This window comes from Mesorhizobium kamtschaticum (genome assembly GCF_056174585.1).
The window spans coordinates 618,365-635,537 of record NZ_JBWBWI020000002.1 but is presented as its reverse complement, the minus strand read 5'-3'; the positions used below and the strand labels follow the sequence as shown (position 1 = coordinate 635,537).

Annotated in this window: 12 protein-coding genes and 4 pseudogenes; 6 read left to right on the top strand and 10 right to left on the bottom strand. The window is 59.0% G+C overall.

The window, feature by feature from the left end:
- Nucleotides 1–681: 681 nt before the first annotated feature.
- The gene (locus AC0V7N_RS38765) at nucleotides 682–1,008 is read right to left on the bottom strand and encodes a hypothetical protein (protein ID WP_258581068.1); all 327 of its coding nucleotides are present in this window, start codon (nucleotides 1,006–1,008) and stop codon (nucleotides 682–684) included.
- A 1,646-nt stretch (nucleotides 1,009–2,654) separates the two neighbouring features.
- Here AC0V7N_RS38765 and AC0V7N_RS38760 point away from each other — a divergent pair.
- Complete coding sequence (locus AC0V7N_RS38760; RefSeq protein WP_258581067.1) at nucleotides 2,655–4,031, top strand: AAA family ATPase; 1,377 nt, start codon at nucleotides 2,655–2,657, stop codon at nucleotides 4,029–4,031.
- 471 nt (nucleotides 4,032–4,502) lie between these two features.
- Here AC0V7N_RS38760 and AC0V7N_RS38755 read toward each other — a convergent pair.
- A pseudogene (locus tag AC0V7N_RS38755) lies at nucleotides 4,503–4,845 on the bottom strand (site-specific integrase); the annotation flags it as partial.
- Between AC0V7N_RS38755 and AC0V7N_RS38750 the strand changes: the two are divergent.
- Nucleotides 4,836–4,985, top strand: a pseudogene (locus AC0V7N_RS38750) (IS256 family transposase); the annotation flags it as partial. The pseudogenes AC0V7N_RS38755 and AC0V7N_RS38750 sit on opposite strands and share 10 nt — an antisense overlap.
- Before the next feature lie 160 nt (nucleotides 4,986–5,145).
- On the opposite strand, the gene fdxB reads toward AC0V7N_RS38750, so the two are convergent.
- The 5 genes and pseudogenes from fdxB to AC0V7N_RS38725 all read right to left on the bottom strand — a co-directional run bounded on the left by fdxB (nucleotide 5,146) and on the right by AC0V7N_RS38725 (nucleotide 8,169).
- Nucleotides 5,146–5,463, bottom strand: coding sequence for a ferredoxin III, nif-specific (gene fdxB / locus AC0V7N_RS38745; RefSeq protein ID WP_258600069.1), 318 nt, complete (start codon nucleotides 5,461–5,463; stop codon nucleotides 5,146–5,148).
- Nucleotides 5,460–5,663: a CCE_0567 family metalloprotein gene (locus AC0V7N_RS38740; protein WP_496628174.1), complete on the bottom strand. Its 204-nt coding sequence runs from the start codon at nucleotides 5,661–5,663 to the stop codon at nucleotides 5,460–5,462. The genes fdxB and AC0V7N_RS38740 overlap by 4 nt, the downstream gene beginning before the upstream one ends.
- Before the next feature lie 28 nt (nucleotides 5,664–5,691).
- Nucleotides 5,692–6,157 (bottom strand): annotated as a pseudogene (locus AC0V7N_RS38735) (NifX-associated nitrogen fixation protein).
- 364 nt (nucleotides 6,158–6,521) lie between these two features.
- On the bottom strand, nucleotides 6,522–7,679 hold the full coding sequence (locus AC0V7N_RS38730; RefSeq protein ID WP_496628173.1) for a redoxin family protein: 1,158 nt from the start codon (nucleotides 7,677–7,679) through the stop codon (nucleotides 6,522–6,524).
- Nucleotides 7,680–8,103: 424 nt separating this feature from the next.
- Nucleotides 8,104–8,169 carry a hypothetical protein gene (locus tag AC0V7N_RS38725; protein WP_258581237.1) on the bottom strand — a complete coding sequence of 22 codons (66 nt, stop codon included), beginning with the start codon at nucleotides 8,167–8,169 and terminating at the stop codon, nucleotides 8,104–8,106.
- A 152-nt stretch (nucleotides 8,170–8,321) separates the two neighbouring features.
- On the opposite strand from AC0V7N_RS38725, the gene AC0V7N_RS38720 reads away from it, so the two are divergent.
- From AC0V7N_RS38720 to AC0V7N_RS38705, 4 genes are all read left to right on the top strand, one after another.
- Nucleotides 8,322–8,723: a transposase gene (locus AC0V7N_RS38720; protein WP_475461333.1), complete on the top strand. Its 402-nt coding sequence runs from the start codon at nucleotides 8,322–8,324 to the stop codon at nucleotides 8,721–8,723.
- 764 nt (nucleotides 8,724–9,487) lie between these two features.
- Nucleotides 9,488–10,846, top strand: a complete 1,359-nt coding sequence (locus AC0V7N_RS38715) for a dicarboxylate/amino acid:cation symporter (protein ID WP_258581065.1) — start codon at nucleotides 9,488–9,490, stop codon at nucleotides 10,844–10,846.
- A 253-nt stretch (nucleotides 10,847–11,099) separates the two neighbouring features.
- Nucleotides 11,100–12,131, top strand: a complete 1,032-nt coding sequence (locus AC0V7N_RS38710) for a LacI family DNA-binding transcriptional regulator (RefSeq protein WP_258581064.1) — start codon at nucleotides 11,100–11,102, stop codon at nucleotides 12,129–12,131.
- A 166-nt stretch (nucleotides 12,132–12,297) separates the two neighbouring features.
- Nucleotides 12,298–13,101: a TIM barrel protein gene (locus AC0V7N_RS38705; protein WP_183455299.1), complete on the top strand. Its 804-nt coding sequence runs from the start codon at nucleotides 12,298–12,300 to the stop codon at nucleotides 13,099–13,101.
- 50 nt (nucleotides 13,102–13,151) lie between these two features.
- Here the strand turns inward: AC0V7N_RS38705 and AC0V7N_RS38700 are convergent, their stop codons facing one another.
- The 3 genes and pseudogenes from AC0V7N_RS38700 to AC0V7N_RS38690 all read right to left on the bottom strand — a co-directional run bounded on the left by AC0V7N_RS38700 (nucleotide 13,152) and on the right by AC0V7N_RS38690 (nucleotide 17,045).
- The gene (locus AC0V7N_RS38700) at nucleotides 13,152–14,069 is read right to left on the bottom strand and encodes a LysR family transcriptional regulator (RefSeq protein ID WP_258599897.1); all 918 of its coding nucleotides are present in this window, start codon (nucleotides 14,067–14,069) and stop codon (nucleotides 13,152–13,154) included.
- Between the two features lie 527 nt (nucleotides 14,070–14,596).
- A complete protein-coding gene (locus tag AC0V7N_RS38695; RefSeq protein WP_258581062.1) occupies nucleotides 14,597–15,514 on the bottom strand; it encodes a LysR family transcriptional regulator in 918 nt (305 codons plus the stop codon).
- A gap of 258 nt (nucleotides 15,515–15,772) precedes the next feature.
- Nucleotides 15,773–17,045: pseudogene (locus AC0V7N_RS38690) on the bottom strand (IS256 family transposase).
- Between the last annotated feature and the right edge of the window lie 128 nt (nucleotides 17,046–17,173).

The following is a 17,173-nucleotide window of genomic DNA, read 5'->3' as shown; positions in this document are numbered from 1 at the left end:
GATGTTTTTCGTCCTTACATAATGGCAGAAGTAATCATTTCGATAACCGTCTTTTTCTTCGCACTTTGGCAGTTTTCTTTTTCACAAAGTACGCGGGTAAGATCAAATTTGCTGACAGCATGCTCAGAACAATAATTGGCTTCTGCATCTGCATCGTCACCAGCCTTTTGGGATTACCGCGGTAGGCCAGTCCCTGCGCGAGCGCCTCGGCTGGCGTTATTCGACGTTCCGCCGACCCCTCGATATCGCGGCGAAGAAGATCGCCGCGCGGCTCAATGAAGAAGGCGTGAATGCGTGAATGCTTGGTAAAGTGCTCCTCTGGACCCCCTATTTCGCTTCTCCCATTAAAGTTCCACAGCTTTAGAATGAGCTGCTGTTCTGAACGCGAGTAAGTCTGAACACGTATGCCGGCAGGAAACTGAGCTCGCTGCCGGGCCGGGTACGCCTTGGGAGGTGGCGTAAGTCAGCGGCTCTCGTGGCGGTGGGACCACTCAGTCGCGCGTTTGCTGAACAGCGCGCATGTAGCGTGCCAAGCCAAAAAGCATTCAACCTGTCAAAATCTCCTGACGCAACCTTCCCAAAGCACTTCAATCACGTAAAACAAACCCCGCCGAAATTCGACGGGGTTTGTCAGCGGTCTGAGGTCAGCCTCGAGGCTGACCTTTCCATTTGCGTTGCGGGTCAGACTTTAAGAGCGTCCTCCTCGCAAAGATTGATATCCCGGATGACCTTTTTGCGGCCATCTTCGTACTCAATCAGCACATCGAAGCGGCACAAGCCGCCCGGCCGCTCCACCATGATCTCGGAGCCTGGATCCAAGTAGGACGAACCCAGAAGATCCGGACCCCAGCGCTTGGCGCGGATGGGCTTTATGTGGAGCTCTTCTACTGCAACGTCACTGTGATTTTCGACATCGATCCAACATTCGTAAATCTCTGACAGCGCAAAGGATGGAAGGGAAGAGGCAATGATAGCCGCCATTGCCAATACGCGAAGTCTGTTTTTCATGTTACTTCTCTGTGTAGTATTGCTTCATCTTCAGCAGGGCGGACAGGCGACCCTGTCGTCGTCGACGATGAGAACCTGGTCCGCCATGCTCGTTTGTCTGCTCCGACTCGAAGCTGTGCAGGCCCGACATGTAGCTTTCCTTCTTCTGTTCGATTCATCGCGGCTGCCCGCGACATGAATGCCGGTCGGCAGCTCTCGCCGCCTCGAACCGAAGGGCTTCAAGACTCGTGCCAACTTGGCCGAGTTGGGCCGAAGTTTTCATTTTATAAGGTCTCCTGATTGGTTGTTCCGATAACACCTTTTTTGCCAGCCCTAGCTGACAGCAGCCTGAAAGCTACCGGCGATCTTGCGCGACGGGGATCCTGCGTGGTGTCGCGAACACGCGTGAGAAACGTGACGAAGGGAACCTTTTTTTGAACGGTCATTCAGCTTGCTCCTCTAGAAAAACTGGCGCACTGGACTGAGCTCGCGGGAGTACCGCGCTGGGGCCCCGTACCAGGCGCGAGATGATGCCACGCGGCTCCCGATCCATGGGAACGGTCCGGCTCCAGATGTTCCTCACCCGAACGGTATCGATGTGAGGGATGAGGGGACTTTCGAGCGGCTCGATCCGTCTTACCGCGACTGCGGCGCCGGAACCGGCATGGATCACCCACTGCTCATGCCCGGGGTGAAACTCTTGACAGCCGGAAATGGCCAGTAGCGGGATAAGCGTATGAGTCGCAAATGTGAGTCTCCACGCCACAGACTGGCGTGGCTGAACTGGTTCAGCGTATTGGCTAGCTGATGCGGACCGGTACACGGCAAATGCGCGAGCATCATCTGGCGTGTCGGCATCGGACCCCCTCTGCAAAGCGACCTCCGAGGACGGATCTCCGAACCGGACGATGTCCCGGTCTTCAGCGAGGACGACCACCGTCGCCTTTGTCGATCGTTTAGGGCTTCGGGTGTCAACCATGGTCCGGTAGTCGCTTTCTTCGTGGTTTGATGGGCTCTAAGCACGAGGAGCAAGCGGCATGCCATTTCCAATGAAATGCTTCTGCACAAACGCTTTGGCTTCGACGACGTGTTCGCCAAGGTAGGGTGCGCGCTATGGCCGCCAGGTCATCGCATTGAAACAAAAGTTCTGTGTAGCGATGAATTTCACGCTTCCGCACCGGCTGGCAAAAGACGGACCAGACAGCGCAAGCCCATGCAATACCGCACACGGGGGGCATTGCAGCGATTGCACAGTGTCTACCCTAGCGTGTTTTTGTGTACGCAGAGCCGCGACTAGCGCGAACGCACGCCCGTGGCAGCACCCCAATGGCCAGCCGCTCTTCAGCAAGCGCCTTCGATGAGCATCGAATTGGGCTGGGGTGCGACGTTTACATGCTTGGGGTTCCAATTTGGTCTCGCCGAGCGTGCGTATCGAGACCTTCTTGTGTCCGGAACTGGACTAGAATGTCGCAAGGCCGACCGAAAGGTCGCCAAGAAGCGCCGCTGGCTAGCGGGAAGCGGTGGAACGCCAACGGAGCGCCAACCGGGCACGCAAATTGCTTCGATAATCTTGCCGGTGGGAGCAATTCGGGGGAGCTCGGCGGCGCCGTAACGACAAATGATGCAGTCGCATCGTTCTTCCCTCAACCGCAAAAAAGGATTCTGCTGTGACCGATATCGATCGCTATGCCTGGCAGGCACTAAATCGGCATTTCAAAACCGATGATTTGACGGGTCTCGCTAGCTCGCGCCGAAAGTTTGCTGCCCATATGCTGCCTGACCTTCAAACGGTCATTGAAGAGCAGATTACGACTTTATCTCCCAAGCTCATCGGCGTCCACCAGTGGGACGAGTTCGAAGCCATGAAGCTGTCGGACATGGTGATTCGCGACGGTGACGCCGTTGCGCTGACACCCTTGCAATATCAGGACATCGATATCGGCGAAGATGTGCCCTACGCGTCTCTGCACAATGGCCTCTGGTTGTTCCTTATCGGCCAAGAGCCTGTCGCGATCCTCCTATCGCAGTTTTTTGACCACTGGGGCGGCCGAACGGTTCAAGTGGAAATCGCCTATTTGCCTGGCGAGCAGGCATGCGCCTTCTCGCGCGGATTTCTGAGCAAAATCCAGGCGGCAGGCGAAAGCTCGCGATACTACCGCAACAAGGTTCTCTCTTTCGAATTCGATGCACGAAACTCCGGGATGCCGGGAACGATTCGGGTTCATCGCCTTCCCGCCGTACCCCGGAACGACGTGGTGCTTTCGGAGGCAACTATGGCGCGTCTTGATGCCAACGTCTTCGACTTTGATCGACACCGAGAGGGGTTGAAGCGCCTCGGCCAACACGCGCAAAAGGGTATTCTGCTTTATGGTCCCCCTGGTACAGGCAAGACGCACGTCATCCGTTATGTTTCTGCCAATCTGCCCGGACGCACTACCGTTCTGGTTACGGCTGAGCAGACAACGGATATTGCGTGCTACATCGCGTTGGCCCGCACCCTTCAGCCGAGCATCGTCGTACTTGAAGACGTGGATCTGGTGGGTCGGTCGCGAGAAAACATTTACAGCCCAAAAGCCGAATGCTTGCTCAACCGTCTGTTGAACGAGATCGATGGCCTTGAACCAAATGCAGATATCCTCTTCCTCCTGACGACGAACCGGCCGGAGGACATTGAGGACGCGCTCGCCTCGCGGCCAGGCCGCGTGGACGAAGCAATTGAGATCCCGCTTCCCGACGCCGGTTGCCGCGAGCGGCTGATCGCGCTGTATGGTCGTGCGCTCGTCTTCGAAGACGGGGCGCTGGCGGATGCCGTCGCACGCTCGGAGAACAGCAGCGCGGCCTATGTCAAGGAGATGGTCCGTCGTTTGGCTCAACGGAGCCTGGCACGGGATGGCAGTGATGTCGTCTCGCGCGAGGATGTGGAGATGGTCTTCGGCGACACCCGAACATTGTCGAGCCGTCTCAATAGCCGCCTTCTCGGCCTCAGTGAGAAAACCTCAAGAGGGCAAAGAGCCGAAGAAGATGAGAGTGGGTGCTGCGGCTAATGTTCTGCGGCCAGAGTTCGCCTTGTGCTGGTTTTTCAATGCTGAGCTCTTGCACGGCGCCGAAGGTGCCGCATACGTGCGGCCCCTTTCGGGCGTCCTGCCCCCCGCCAGGCCACCTTAGCGATGCGCCCCTCGAGCACGACGCGCTTCCATCTCGGCCCAGTCCATTTCGACTCAGGTGGACCGCCCCGGTGATCCGACGGTCTCAATTCCGGCCGGGTGTGCTTGTCACTGGTCACACCGAGGCGCAAGGGCTTGCGCGCGCCGGCTCTGCAGGTCCAGAAGGCACTGAAACCCGATCCTTTGGGACTTCTTTTCTGTTTCGGCGGATCTTGAAGGTGATCTGGCACGGTGGCTAGAGGGGCATGCCGGTTCACCAAAGGGCTGAAGCTGGCCGCGATCACTGAGGCGCCGGTTCTGATCTCCACCGATCGCCGTGCATCAAGGCGGTTAACTCTCTTATGACCGTGGTCAATAGTGATGGATGTACTTGTTCGCCCCATGTCCTTTGTCACAGGGTAAATAGCACTCGTCGACTTTGGCCGGGGAGGCGAGCGCCGAATGGCCGGCAGAGCTTTCCGCGTTTGCCTTCCGGCAAGTCGCCGCGTACTCTAGCCGCGAGCGCAGTCCGCTTGACTAGGCGGGCGACCTCCTGATCGTTGAGCCGATCGTGCCGACCGCCTTGCTCTGGCCGGTGACGCGTCGGAAGACGGAACGTGCGCGATACGGGCGAGCTTGAGCCAGTTCCACGGCTATAACCGGGCAGGTGGCATCGGACGATGCCAAGCCCGATTTCGACCTCCCGCCAGCCTGATGGTCTTCAAGCTCGTCATGGCCGCCGCAACATCCTGGCGAAGATTGAAGGGACAAAATCAGTTGCCCAAACAGCTCGCAGGTGCCAGGTTCCAGGACAGCATCGAGGTCATCGAAATGAAGCCGCAAAGCGCCGCTTGATCAACCCAGTCACCCAAATTCCGTCATAGCTCTGACAACTGCTAGACGGATGGAATGCGAGGCGAAGTAGACAGCCACAGCGTTGCCGCACAGGACCAGCACAAACACGCCACAAAAGATTCTAAAGGGCAACGCCGTTCTCCTGGTTTGTCCCATCAAGTCATGCTGCGACCTGGTCGGCCGCAACATGGGTCTGGCAGTTCTTCGGGCAGACGCGGCCGCAGGCTCCGCAGCCAATGCAGCGGCCGGCATTATCGACAACCATGATCATGCGATTGAGCTCGCCATCGAAGTCGTCGTCTTCGCCGTCGCAGACGCCGAGGATTTCACCCGCGTCATCGACGCCGTGAAGGTGCATGACCTCGCGCGAGCAGACCTTGAAACAGCGCCCGCAGCCGATACAAGTCCTGCCATCTATAGCGGTCAGATATTCCGGCAGCCATATGGAGCCGTCGCGGGTGGTGAATGTGCTCCTCATCGTAAATTCTTCATTGCAGCGAGCTCTCTCTTGGCATCATCCAACTCGGCAAAAACGGCGTACGCTTTCTCCGCAACCTCCTCTATCTCAGTCCATTGGACCGGGAGATCCTCTGCAAGGTCGCGCAATTTCATCTTGGCAACGGCCGCGCGCAGCTGAAGCTTTCGGACTTTCGTCGCCATCTCATCTAGTTTTGACATAAATCCTTCCTTGAAATCGGTTGTTTCTTCACGCCCGCGCCACGTCGCGATAGGCAATAGCAGTCGCATCGTCGACCAGTTTCGTACCGGCCTCCGCGAGTTTCCGGAACGTCTCGAAGCCGAACTGGTGGACGTCTCGACAGAACGACCAACCGCCCGACCGTGAAAAGCATGCGCCCCGAAGCCCCCATCGGTTTCATCTCTGTTATTGGCGATGTCATCTGGCCGGAGCGCTCCTCGATCCCAAGCCCGACGGCGGTGTAAAACATGTCCAGCCTCCACAGCACGTCCGGAGCGGGATCGCCGATGACAGGGATCGCACGGCGCTGTTGCCAGGTGACGATGAAGTCGGCTAGCAGCGTGGCGTCCGATTTGCCTTCCAACAAGCCGTAGGAGTCCTGAGCGCGGATCAGCCGCACGAGGCATTTGACAAACGGGGTGGCAAGGGCCGCCTACTCCTCGTTGATGGCACGGCCAACCGCGGCATCAGACATTTCGCCTTCTCCTCAATTTCCAGTCCTCGTCCTCGATGGACGATTTCTGTTTTCGGGGACGCCGACTTCGGGCACACTTGCGCAGCCGACGTCCGGCTTGGCCGGGCCGATTCCACGCAAGTGATGTCCCCCTGGCCGACCTTGAAGACGTCCTCGACTGCGAGGTCTTCCACCGCGCCCAGTTTTCGCGTCGAGCATCCCGTCTCCGGCGATGCGGCCGGAGGTCATCGCAAGATTTTAACTCCAACCTGCGGCAAGCGATGCGCCCTGTGCTGCAATGGACATACTTACCGCGGGCTCGCCGCAGAAACTGGACGAATTGGCCAGGGTTCAATTCCAATTGTCATCCCTTTGCGATCTTTGCTCATGAGGCGACTGCGGCTTGATTTTCAGGAGCCTGGTTTTGCGGAACCACGCAAAGATCCGCGTAACAGGCGTTCTCACCCGTGTAGTTGGCCAGGGCTTGGAGCAATGGGCTAAGGTAGTACTGTTTGAAGTGGTCCGGCATTGTCTCCGGATCACCCAGAGATTTCAATGCCACCTCGATCAACTCAATCGCGCGATCCTTGTTGCCGCTCTCGTAATAATACTGAGCGACCGGGAGGTACCAACGGAATTTAAGGGGGCCGTCGCCTTGTGGAGGATTGAGTGTCAGGATCTGTTCCGAGAGCTTGTCGCCCATCGCAAAGCGCTCAGCCTGGGGGAGATGGGAGTTCTCCATCGCGGGATCGAAGAGTTGGTTCAGGGCCATGACCATCCAAGACACGGCCACGAATTTTTTGTCGATCGCGTCCTCGACTAATTGGCGCATGGCTGGCAAGCCGGCCCGCATGTCGCGCAGCTTGTGAAGCAGTAGATTCGCATGAGTTTCCCGGAACCCGCTTTCATCTGGCATTAAGGCGAGGCCTTCTTCGATGGCCGTGAGTGCCGCCATCCAATCCTCGGCCTCCATCGCCGGCCGAAGTTTGGCGTATATCGGCATGGTCAGCGATAGTTCGCGTGCTGTGCGTTGGTCACTAGCGACTCGCCGTGTATCGGCGGCTTTCGCTTCATCGCTGCTGCGCCAGCTGCCGTTAAGAACCTTCGGCAAAACGTCCTCGAGGTCCGCCGGGTCGCCGATAAAGGCGATGTGGCCGTCTCGGTCGACCACGAACGAGGCCGGAATCCCGACGGACAAGCTGGGTTCCATCCAAAGCTTGTTCATTTCGCCTGTGTAGTCGAACGCGATCCGATAGTTCAGATTCGGGAACCTCTCGGTCAGCCAAGCATCCAAGCTGGTCCGCGCCTCCTCCGCGGTCGGGCCCTGTTCGCTAGCTGCGACTCCGACGACCTCAAATCCGCTGTCTCGATATTCCTCCTGCAGCTGCATCAGATGAGGCATCGCCGCCACACAGGGTCCGCACCCAGTCGCCCAAAATTCTAGGAGGTACACCTTGCCGGGCTGGAAGTTCGTGAGGGGCTCGCCACGCAGCCAGTCGTCCACTTTGATGGGAGGAGCCGGGGACTCCATACGCAACACCATGTTGTTCTCCAAAGCTATTGCCAAAGATTGCGCGCTTTATGCGCGAGCTTGTTTCCCCGGTAGAGACGGGGCAGAAGGTTCAAGGAAAGGAGAGCATCGCTCGTCTTGTTCGTCTGCATGCAGTCAGCCTTCACTCAGTGTTGCCGCATCTCAATTCGCAAAGGCCGTGCCAGCACGCTCAGCGCGCAATAAGCCCATGATTGCGCTTTGAAAAACCTCCAAATGTCCAAGATGTCCGGTTGTATTGAACCCGACATGTTTTCTGCTGCTGTCAGGTTTTGGACACGCATCACGCGCTTCGCGCCGCCGGAAAAGCGTGGCCTCGGACGACGCAACATATATTCGGATTGAGGGACGAGCAGATGGACATCATGACTGCGCGGGCCACGCCATGCTCCTATCATCGTCCGCTGCGATGGAATTCCTAGCTGGCGGCATAGGAGTTCTTCACGACGAAGCCGGTCCAGCTGCGGCTCGCGAATACCACCATCGTAAGATTGACGATGATGGTCGTGGCGACAGGCCAGGATGAAGGCCGGCATGTGCCGGCCGGTGAACTCTTCGGGATTCCTGCTTTGTGAGAGCTGGCTCGGCAAAATTGAACAGGGGGTTAAGTGGAATTTCTGCCTGAGCTGAGCCAGAGTGGCTCACGAACAGGAGCTGAAATGCCGAAACTGTGCATGGCTGCTGAGTGAAGACACGACTTTGCTCGATGAGCAGACCGAGCAATTCTTGGGCCATCTCTATGACTGCGCGCCGGAACTCTTGAAGGCGGGTGACTTGGCTCGACGTTTCGCTGCACTGATACGCGGCGACGATGATGCCGGCCTCGAGCAATGGATCGAGGACGCCACGGACAGCGAACTGGCTTCCCTTGCAGCAGGCATCGGCCGTGACATTGCGGCTGTTCGGGCCGCAATCACCCAGCCCTGGAGCACCAGTCCCGTCGAGGGACAGATCAACCGTCTCAAGACCATCAAGCGCCAGATGTATGGGCGCTCCGGGTATCCGCTGCTGAGAAACAGGCTGCTGGCAGCCGCCTAACGACCGTAGAAACAGACGGGGGAACCAAGGGAACGACGCACCTGCACCAAATATGCGGAAGAACCCAGAATTGTCGCGCCACAGGTTGGGAACGTCGCCCGGCTTTGAAGCGCGGCGCTACTGTCGAAGTTCATCTTGGCTGACGCCGGCGTAATGCCGATCTTGTCGGACCTGACGTAGACCGTATGGAGAACCGCTGGAGTGCCATCAAATGGAGCCGTACGGGAGAGCCTCCATTTGAGATCGGCGGCGGTGGCGTGGGAATGTTTGGTAGGCGGTCTGAGCCCTCCTGACTCGACGAGTTTCTTCGTCTGGCGGGCTGAGCGGGCCCCACCATCGCGCCGATCATCTGACGCCCGTAGCAGGGGGCGGAACAAACACCCAACCAACCTGACTTATGCTGTGAGGGTTGCAACTTGAGGTCAAGTGAGAGCGACACCCCACTCGGTTTATGGCCTGCGACTGGAATCAATGAGGGCGGAAGCGTCCGTCTTCTGCCGCAGGGAGCTATGAAGAGCACGTCGGGAAACAAGTGGCTCGGCGATCTTCGACGCAATGCTCCGCTCAGGTGCCGCAAACCAGACGGAAAATGCGGGGTCATCCAACTGCTGGCAAAACCGCAAGCCTGAGGGGCGTCTGGCGAAGGTTTTCATTTGGCACGGCACTTGCGACCGAGATGGCAGCAGCGTTGGACCGGGGCGCCGCGTGGGAGAAGCCTGGGAAGGGAGGAAGCGCCCGCCCCGACCCGGTCAGGGAGAGAGACAGTGTTAGCTCCAGAGATCCGCAGCGCGAACGCAGGCCCTCATAAACCCCATTTTGCGCGGCTTTACGTGCAGGTGCTTGCCGCAATCGCGCTTGGCGTCGCACTTGGCTATTTCTATCCGGAGATCGGCGAAAGCGTGAAGCCGCTCGGAGATGCATTCATCAAGCTCGTCAAGATGGTCATCGCGCCTGTCATCTTCCTGACAATTGCGACCGGCATCGCCGGCATGAACGATCTTCAGAAGTTGGGCCGGGTCGCCGGGAAGGCGATGTTCTATTTCCTAACCTTCTCGACGCTGGCACTGATCGTCGGCCTCATAGTTGCTAATGTCGTTCAGCCCGGCGCCGGCCTCAACATCGATCCGGCGTCGCTCGATGCCCAGGCGGTGAGCACCTATGCCGCAAAGGCGCACCAGCAGTCGGTGATCGGCTTCCTGATGAACATCATCCCGTCAACGGTCGTCGGTGCCTTCGCGGAGGGCGACATCCTGCAGGTCCTGTTCTTCTCGGTTCTGTTCGGCATCGCTCTGGCAAAGGGCGGAGACACGGGGAAGCCTGTGCTTTCTCTGCTCCAGGCGCTCATCGCGCCGGTGTTCAAGCTGGTCGGCATTCTGATGAAGGCCGCACCGATCGGGGCTTTCGGCGCGATGGCCTTCACCATCGGCAAATATGGAATCGGTTCGATGGTCAACCTCGCCCTGCTGGTCGCGACGTTCTATCTCACCGCGTTCCTATTCGTGTTCGGGGTGCTCGGCGCGGTCTGCCGTTACAACGGCTTCTCCATCTTTTCTCTCATTCGCTACATCAAGGAAGAGCTGCTGCTTGTTCTGGCAACGTCCTCTTCGGAGGCCGCGCTCCCCTCGCTCATGGAGAAGATTGAGCGGGCTGGCGCCAAACGTTCTGTCGTGGGTCTCGTCATCCCGGCAGGATATTCATTCAATTTGGACGGCACCAATATTTATATGACGCTGGCCGCCCTCTTCATAGCACAAGCGACGAACACGGATCTGTCGATCGTCGATCAGGTGCTCCTGCTGCTCGTTGCGATGCTTTCCTCAAAGGGTTCTGCAGGCGTAACAGGTGCGGGCTTCATCACGCTTGCCGCTACGCTCGCCGTAGTACCCAGTGTCCCCGTCGCTGGCCTCGCTCTTATCCTTGGCGTCGACCGCTTCATGTCGGAGTGCCGAGCGCTGACGAACTTGGTCGGCAACGCGGTGGCAGCGCTCGTCATCGCCCGCTGGGAGGGCGAATTGGATAAAGCGCAGTTGGAAGCCGCCTTCTCCGGTCATCAGCTTGCGGAGACATTAAACCGGCCGATCGATCGTGCGCCCATCGCGCCTGCTAAGTGGCCGGGCCCGTGACTAGATCTAACGATCGCCTCGCTGGCCTGAAAAAGCGCTTGGCGCTAAATGCCATCAGGAGCGTTAAAAGCGGTGAGTGCATATTATAAGTGGCCTAAGCAAACCGAATCGTATGCTGATACGCGCTCGCAGTGCTGTCCATCGATAATGATGTCGACCACGGGCATGCCGAGCCCTTCACTTGCAGTCTGGGATCACCGCCCAGGCTGCTCGATCATAGAGCCACACCGCTCATAACCATTCAGATTTGATAATGGCCAAACGTCCCACAATTGTCGATCTTGCCCGCGAAGCCGGGGTCAGTGTTGCAACGGTCGATCGGGTTCTGAACGCCCGCCTTCCTGTGCGCGAGGAGACTGCGCGGCGCGTCCACGAAGCAGCCCACGCGATCGGCTATCATGCTGCCGGTCTCATCACGCACCGCTTCAAGCGGCACCTGCCGCGCTACCGGCTGGGCTTCATCTTGAGAAAACCGGCCCAGCATTTCTACCAAGAGTTCGCACGCGAGGTCGAGGCCTCGGTAAGTTTGTCCCAATCCTTCCACGGCATTCCGCTCATTGAATTTGCTCCGTCACATTTGCCCGGGGATCTGATCCCGCTCCTTAAGAGCCTTGGGAACCGCTGCGACGCGATCGCCATGGTGGCGCCGGACCACCCGAAGATCACGGCAGCGGTCGAGGAGCTCAAGGCGAAAGGCATCCCGGTGTTCTCGCTGCTTTCTGACTTCGCCTGCGGGGTGCGCGAGGGTTACATCGGTCTTAATAATCGCAAAGTCGGGCGGACGGCCGCTTGGATGTTTTCCAAGGCCGCCAAACGGCCTGGGAAGGTGGCCGTGTTTGTTGGCAGCCACCGTTTCCAGGGGCATGAGCTCCGGGAGGTCGCCTTTCGTTCCTATTTCCGTGAGAACGCACCTACCTTCGAAGTGCTCGATACGCTCGTGAACCTGGAAGAGCGGCAGATCACTTACGAAGCCATGCTGGATCTCATTCAGCGGGAACCTGAGCTCGTGGGCTTCTATATGGCCGGCGGGGGCATGGAGGGCGCTATCTCCGCGCTGCGCGAAGAGGGCAAAGGTGTGGATCTTGTCGCGATCGTGAATGAAATCACGCCCGAGACGCGGGCAGCGCTCGCAGATGAAATCGTCACCATGGCCGTCGCCACTCCACTGCGTCGGCTTTGCCAGGAGCTGATGTTACTCATAGACCGAGGCATCAAGACCGGCACCGCGGAAATGCCGGGCCAGACATTTCTGCCGTTCGACATCTATGTCCCGGAAAACATCTGACATTGATGCGATTCTATCACGGAGCCAAAATTCCTTTCATAAATGCAAGGAACGCTCGATTGACTGGCTTGCTTCAATCAGGCTTGTGCATCGGCCTGCGCTGGGGGGCGCGGCATAAGCCAGACAGGCAAACTGGCGGCCGCACTTCTGAAAGGAAAGCCAAGCCATGCGCCAGGTATCTCCCCGCTTTGCGGTCAACCACATGGCAGCGCCCCCTCTTGACGTCAGTGCATTTTTCGCGCTTGCGCGTGACCAGGGCCTAACCGATGTTCAAATCCGTGACCTTCATTTCAGCAATCCTGTTGCATGCGCCATTCCTGCTGCGGACGTCCGGTCTGCCGCCACCGAAGCTGGCGTAACCATAATCTCGGTCAACGCCTTGCAGCGCTTCAACGACTGGACTCCCACGCGTCAGTCGGCGGCGATCAAGCTCGCCGACTATGCGGCGGCGTGCGGGGCCAAGACGGTCGTGCTGGAACCGGTCAACGACGGCTCGTGGGCGTGCAATGGCGAGCGCCATGACAGTCTGCGCGTCGCTCTAAACGCGCTCAAGCCGATCCTCCAGCCGCGCGGTCTGATAGGTCTCATCGAGCCGCTGGGCTTTCGCACCTGCTCGCTTCGATCAAAGAAGCAAGCGGCCGAGGCCATTGCCGCGGTTGACGGCCAGTCAGTGTTCCGCCTCGTGCACGACACGTTCCACCACACCCTGGCCGGGGAGACGTTCTTGTTCTCCGAGCTTACCGGCCTGGTGCACATTTCAGGTGTGAATGACCCGACGTTCTGGATTTACCCGGATCGCTTCCTTGGAGGTTCCGACAATGGCAGCCAGATCCAGGCGCTGCTTGATGGCGGCTATGAGGGACCCTTCTCGTTCGAGCTGATCGAGGTGGTCCGCACGCTGGACGATCTTGCAGGCGCACTTGCTGCCAGCATTGACTTCATTCAGCGCCGGCTATTGACGCCAGATTAAGGAGTGGCAGGGGTACCAAATGTAAGTTCGCCTGGAAGCCTCCCGTAGTTTCACAGCGGAGGAGCCATCCGAGATGCCTCCTGCATCATGATCTCCCGCATCCAGATGCTTGCCGGATCGCTGTTGTGGAGTGACGGCCAACAGAGGGTCTCGGTGAATGCGGGAAGCGGCAGCGGAAGTTCGACGATCTGCAGGGGGAACGATTTTTCGAAATGCCTGACCAGCCGGGAGGGGATGGTCGCGATACGGGCCGTGCCGGACACCATCGGCGGGACCATGCTGAAGCCCTGCACGGCGACCTCGACACGTCTCTTGAGGCCATGTTCAAGCAAGAACCATTCCTCGATGGAGGGCTTCATTAGACGCCCGAACCTGACCGAGACGTGCCTCATCGACATGTATCTCTCGAACGTAAGCTGCCGTGGCAACTGCTTGTTGGTGCGACAGCCTACGCACACGAGTCTCTCCTCAAACAGTGCCACGCTTGAGTGCGCGCTCGACGTGAACAAATCCGGAAGAATTAGAAAATCGACGTCACCGCGCTGGAGAAGCTCATCGGGGCCGTCGTCGACAGGCAGCAATTCGAAGCTGACGCCGGGGGCTTCGCGCGCAACACGCTCAACGACTTTCTCAAAAAACACGAGCGTGGCGAAATCGGAAAGAATGATCCTGAAACGGCGGTCGGATTGAGCTGGGTGAAACGTATCCGAGGAAATAATCGAGCACTGGATCTGCAGGAGAGCGTCGCGAACCGCGGGGGCAAGTGCTGCCGCACGCGGGGTCAGAAAACGTTCGCGGCCGCTCGTCGTAAACAGTTCATCGCCGAAATAATCGCGCAGCCGGGCGACGGCCGCACTCATGGCCGGCTGGCTGAGGTTGATGCGGCGGGCCGCCGCCGAGAGATTGCGCTCCCCCAGCAGCGCGTCGAGCACAACGAGGAGATTTAGGTCAAGCCCTTTGAAACGCATGTCTTTAGCTATCCATAGCGTGGATGCCGTTGATCGAAACAAACCATTTTATCACTTTTCCGAAATCTCGCATGGACAAAACACCTGACGCACCGATCACCCGCTGCTCTATCGCGTGACCTGTGCCTTATGACCAGCTCGAAAGAGAAAAATTTTCTATTTACTGCGAAGTGGGGTGGGGTTGTGCGGAGAGAATGGCTTGCAACTGGCTAAGCATGTCGAATCCGCCCTTTTCCAAAAAGCCTGCGCAGCGCGAGCGCGGAGGTTCACGCAATTGGCAGCGACTCACGTCCCTCATCATCGGAGCCTCCGCCGTAGCCCGGCCGGAACTCACTGCGGCTTCTATGATTGCTGGGCTCGGTCCGTCGGACAAGCTTGAGGCGAATTTTCGCGACGCGACGGTCTTCAGGAAAGGGGCGCTCCGACCCGCGGATCAGAGTCCGTCGTCTCTTCACTCCTGACAACGACGTGAGAGTGGGTGGCGTGACGCTGAGTAAATCCAGGAGCGCCTGGAGCCTCCCTTGGTTTCACAGCGGAGCAGCCATCCGAGATGCCTCCTGCATCATGATCTCCCGCATCCAGATGCTTGCCGGATCGCTCCTGTGGTGAGCCGGCCATTGGACGGCTTCGGTGAACGCGGGAAGCGGCAGCGGAAGTTCGACGATCCGCAAGGGGAACGTTTTTTTGAAATGCCTGACCAGCCGCAAGGGCATGGTCGCGATACGGGCCGTGCCGGACACCATCGGCGGGATCATGCTGAAGCCATGCACGACGACCTCGACACGTCTTTTAATACCATGCTCAAGCAAAAACCATTCCTCAAAAGCCGGCTTCAGCATACGCCCGAACCTGACCGAGACGTGCCTCATCGACATGTATCTCTCGAATGTAAGCTGCCGTGGCAACTGCTTGTTGGTGGGACAGCCTACGCATACGAGTGTCTCATCGAAAAGCGCCACGCTTGGATGGGGGCTCGACATGAAGAAATCCGGAAGAATTAGAAAGTCCACGTCACCGCGCTGGAGAAGCTCGTCGGGGTTGTCGTCGAGAGGTAGCAATTCGAAGCTGACGGCGGGGGCTTCGCGTGCAACACGCTCCACGACTTTTTCTAAAAACACGAGCGTGGCGAAATCGGAAATAATGATCCTGAAGCGGCGATCGGATTGAGCTGGGTTAAACGGATCCGAGGAGATAATCGAGCAATGGATGTGCAGGAGAGCGTCGCGGACGGCGGGGGCAAGTGCTGTCGCACGCGGGGTCAGAAAACGTTCGCGGCCGCTTGTCGTAAACAGTTCATCGCCGAAATAATCGCGCAGCCGGGCGACGGCCGCACTCATGGCCGGCTGGCTGAGGTTGATGCGGCGGGCCGCCGCCGTGAGGCCGCGCTCCGCCAGCAGCGCGTCGAGCACAACGAGGAGATTTAGGTCAAGCCCTTTGAAACGCATGTCTTCCGTTATCCACATGGCGGATATATTTCGGCGAAACAATCGCAGTTTTGCAGCACGTCGCAAGCGCAACTTTCAAAAGCGCCCTAAACAAAACTTGATGTCTGCGTCGGCTGCGAGCACATTTATCTGACGTATGCCTTCCGGTTTAGGCCGAATAGCCGGATCGCACGTCGGTTCCTGCCAAGCCCCTCGCTGATCTGGGGGATGTCCCGAAGCTTGTTGAACTTCGGCTGAGCGACGTTGCGCGATATCATGTTAGGCAGCCCTCGATGCCGGAGCAACGGGCTTTGCGGCGAGGCGCTGCTGATGGGCGATCAGCGCAGCGCCCAGGACCGGCAACTGCTTGTGAGCCTTGAGCTTGCGGAAGCCCTTGGTGGCCTCGATCATGCCGGCTGCGACCCATCTGAGGGCCATCTTGCTATTGCGCCAGCGCTTCACGTTGCGCGTGACGCGGCGGATCGTGCCCATCATGTTCTCGGCAATGTTGGTGCAGGCGAGCGAGCGGCGAAGCTGCATGGGCAGCTTCAGCCGGACGACGGTGAGTATCTCGACCAGTCCTTCCAGGATGCTGGCCGCGACGCCTGGCCGATCCTGGTCGAGCCGACGCGCGAGGTTTCGGATGAGCTTCGGCCTTGCCGGCGTCGTCGAGCTCCCAGGCTTGGCGCAGCACCCGGCGCGTCGAGGCGTGAAGCTGCTTGGGCAGCCTATCCATGATGTTGCGCGCCGTGTGAATCTGGCAGCGCTGGATCAGGCTGTCCTTGCCGAAAGTCGCGCGGATCGCCTTGGACAGCGCCTTGGCGCCGTCGACGATGAACAACCGCGCTACCGCCGGATCGAGCCCACGTTCTACGAAATTGTCCAGAAGCGCCTGAACGGTGGCGGCGTTCTCGGTCGCGCCCTCGACCAGCGCGAGAGGATGCTTGCCGCCTTTGCCGTCAATGCCGATCGCGGCGACGAGCACGAGATCGTCGCTCACATGCAGCCCGTCGATCTGGATGACCAGGAGGTCGAGATCAGACAGATCCGCGCTCATGACGGCGTCGAGCTTCTCCGTCGACAAGGCCACGAAGCGTCGCGACGCAGCCGATTTCGACACGCCGCTGCCATGACCCGCCGGCACATCGCCTTCCGGAAGTCGCACCGCCCGTCCGAACCGCCGCGTCGAGACGTTGATCAGCATCAGGTTCATCGCCCAGAGGCCGAGCCAGTCCTCCGACATCGCGCGATCCCAGCTCGGCAGTGCCATCTCCCGCCCATCGACGGTCCGGATCCGCGGACGCTCGACCGCGACCTTGCCGCCGTGAAACCCGATCCGGCCGCGCGTCGAGCCCCAGCGGTGCGCCTCGCGCTCTTCAACCCGGCCGTGGCGCGGGCCGCAGGCTGCTTCGACGTCCGCCTCCATCATCGCGCCCGGCGCCTCCATTCCGGCCGCAAGGCAGAGCCTCTCGAAGCTCTCCTGAACGTCGGCGAACGCTTCTTCCAAAGCTCCGCTCGCCGCAGCCGTCGGCAATGTGATATTCCTTTTCATGGCGTTGCTCTCCTCAGTGGAATCGACACCCCGAGCCTACAGGCTCGAGGCGACCAACGCCGCCCCTTCAGAATTTCAACAATGACCGGGACATCCCCCTGATCTGCGCAAGCTATATCGCGTCAGCT

Bases quoted from the DNA above. Each gene is read 5' to 3' on its own strand.
- AC0V7N_RS38765 (WP_258581068.1), bottom strand. From the start codon at position 1,008: ATGAAAAACAGACTTCGCGTATTGGCAATGGCGGCTATCATTGCCTCT.
- fdxB (WP_258600069.1), bottom strand. From the start codon at position 5,463: ATGAGGAGCACATTCACCACCCGCGACGGCTCCATATGGCTGCCGGAA.
- AC0V7N_RS38740 (WP_496628174.1), bottom strand. From the start codon at position 5,663: ATGTCAAAACTAGATGAGATGGCGACGAAAGTCCGAAAGCTTCAGCTG.
- AC0V7N_RS38730 (WP_496628173.1), bottom strand. From the start codon at position 7,679: ATGGTGTTGCGTATGGAGTCCCCGGCTCCTCCCATCAAAGTGGACGAC.
- AC0V7N_RS38710 (WP_258581064.1), top strand. From the start codon at position 11,100: ATGGCCAAACGTCCCACAATTGTCGATCTTGCCCGCGAAGCCGGGGTC.
- AC0V7N_RS38705 (WP_183455299.1), top strand. From the start codon at position 12,298: ATGCGCCAGGTATCTCCCCGCTTTGCGGTCAACCACATGGCAGCGCCC.
- AC0V7N_RS38700 (WP_258599897.1), bottom strand. From the start codon at position 14,069: ATGCGTTTCAAAGGGCTTGACCTAAATCTCCTCGTTGTGCTCGACGCG.
- AC0V7N_RS38695 (WP_258581062.1), bottom strand. From the start codon at position 15,514: ATGCGTTTCAAAGGGCTTGACCTAAATCTCCTCGTTGTGCTCGACGCG.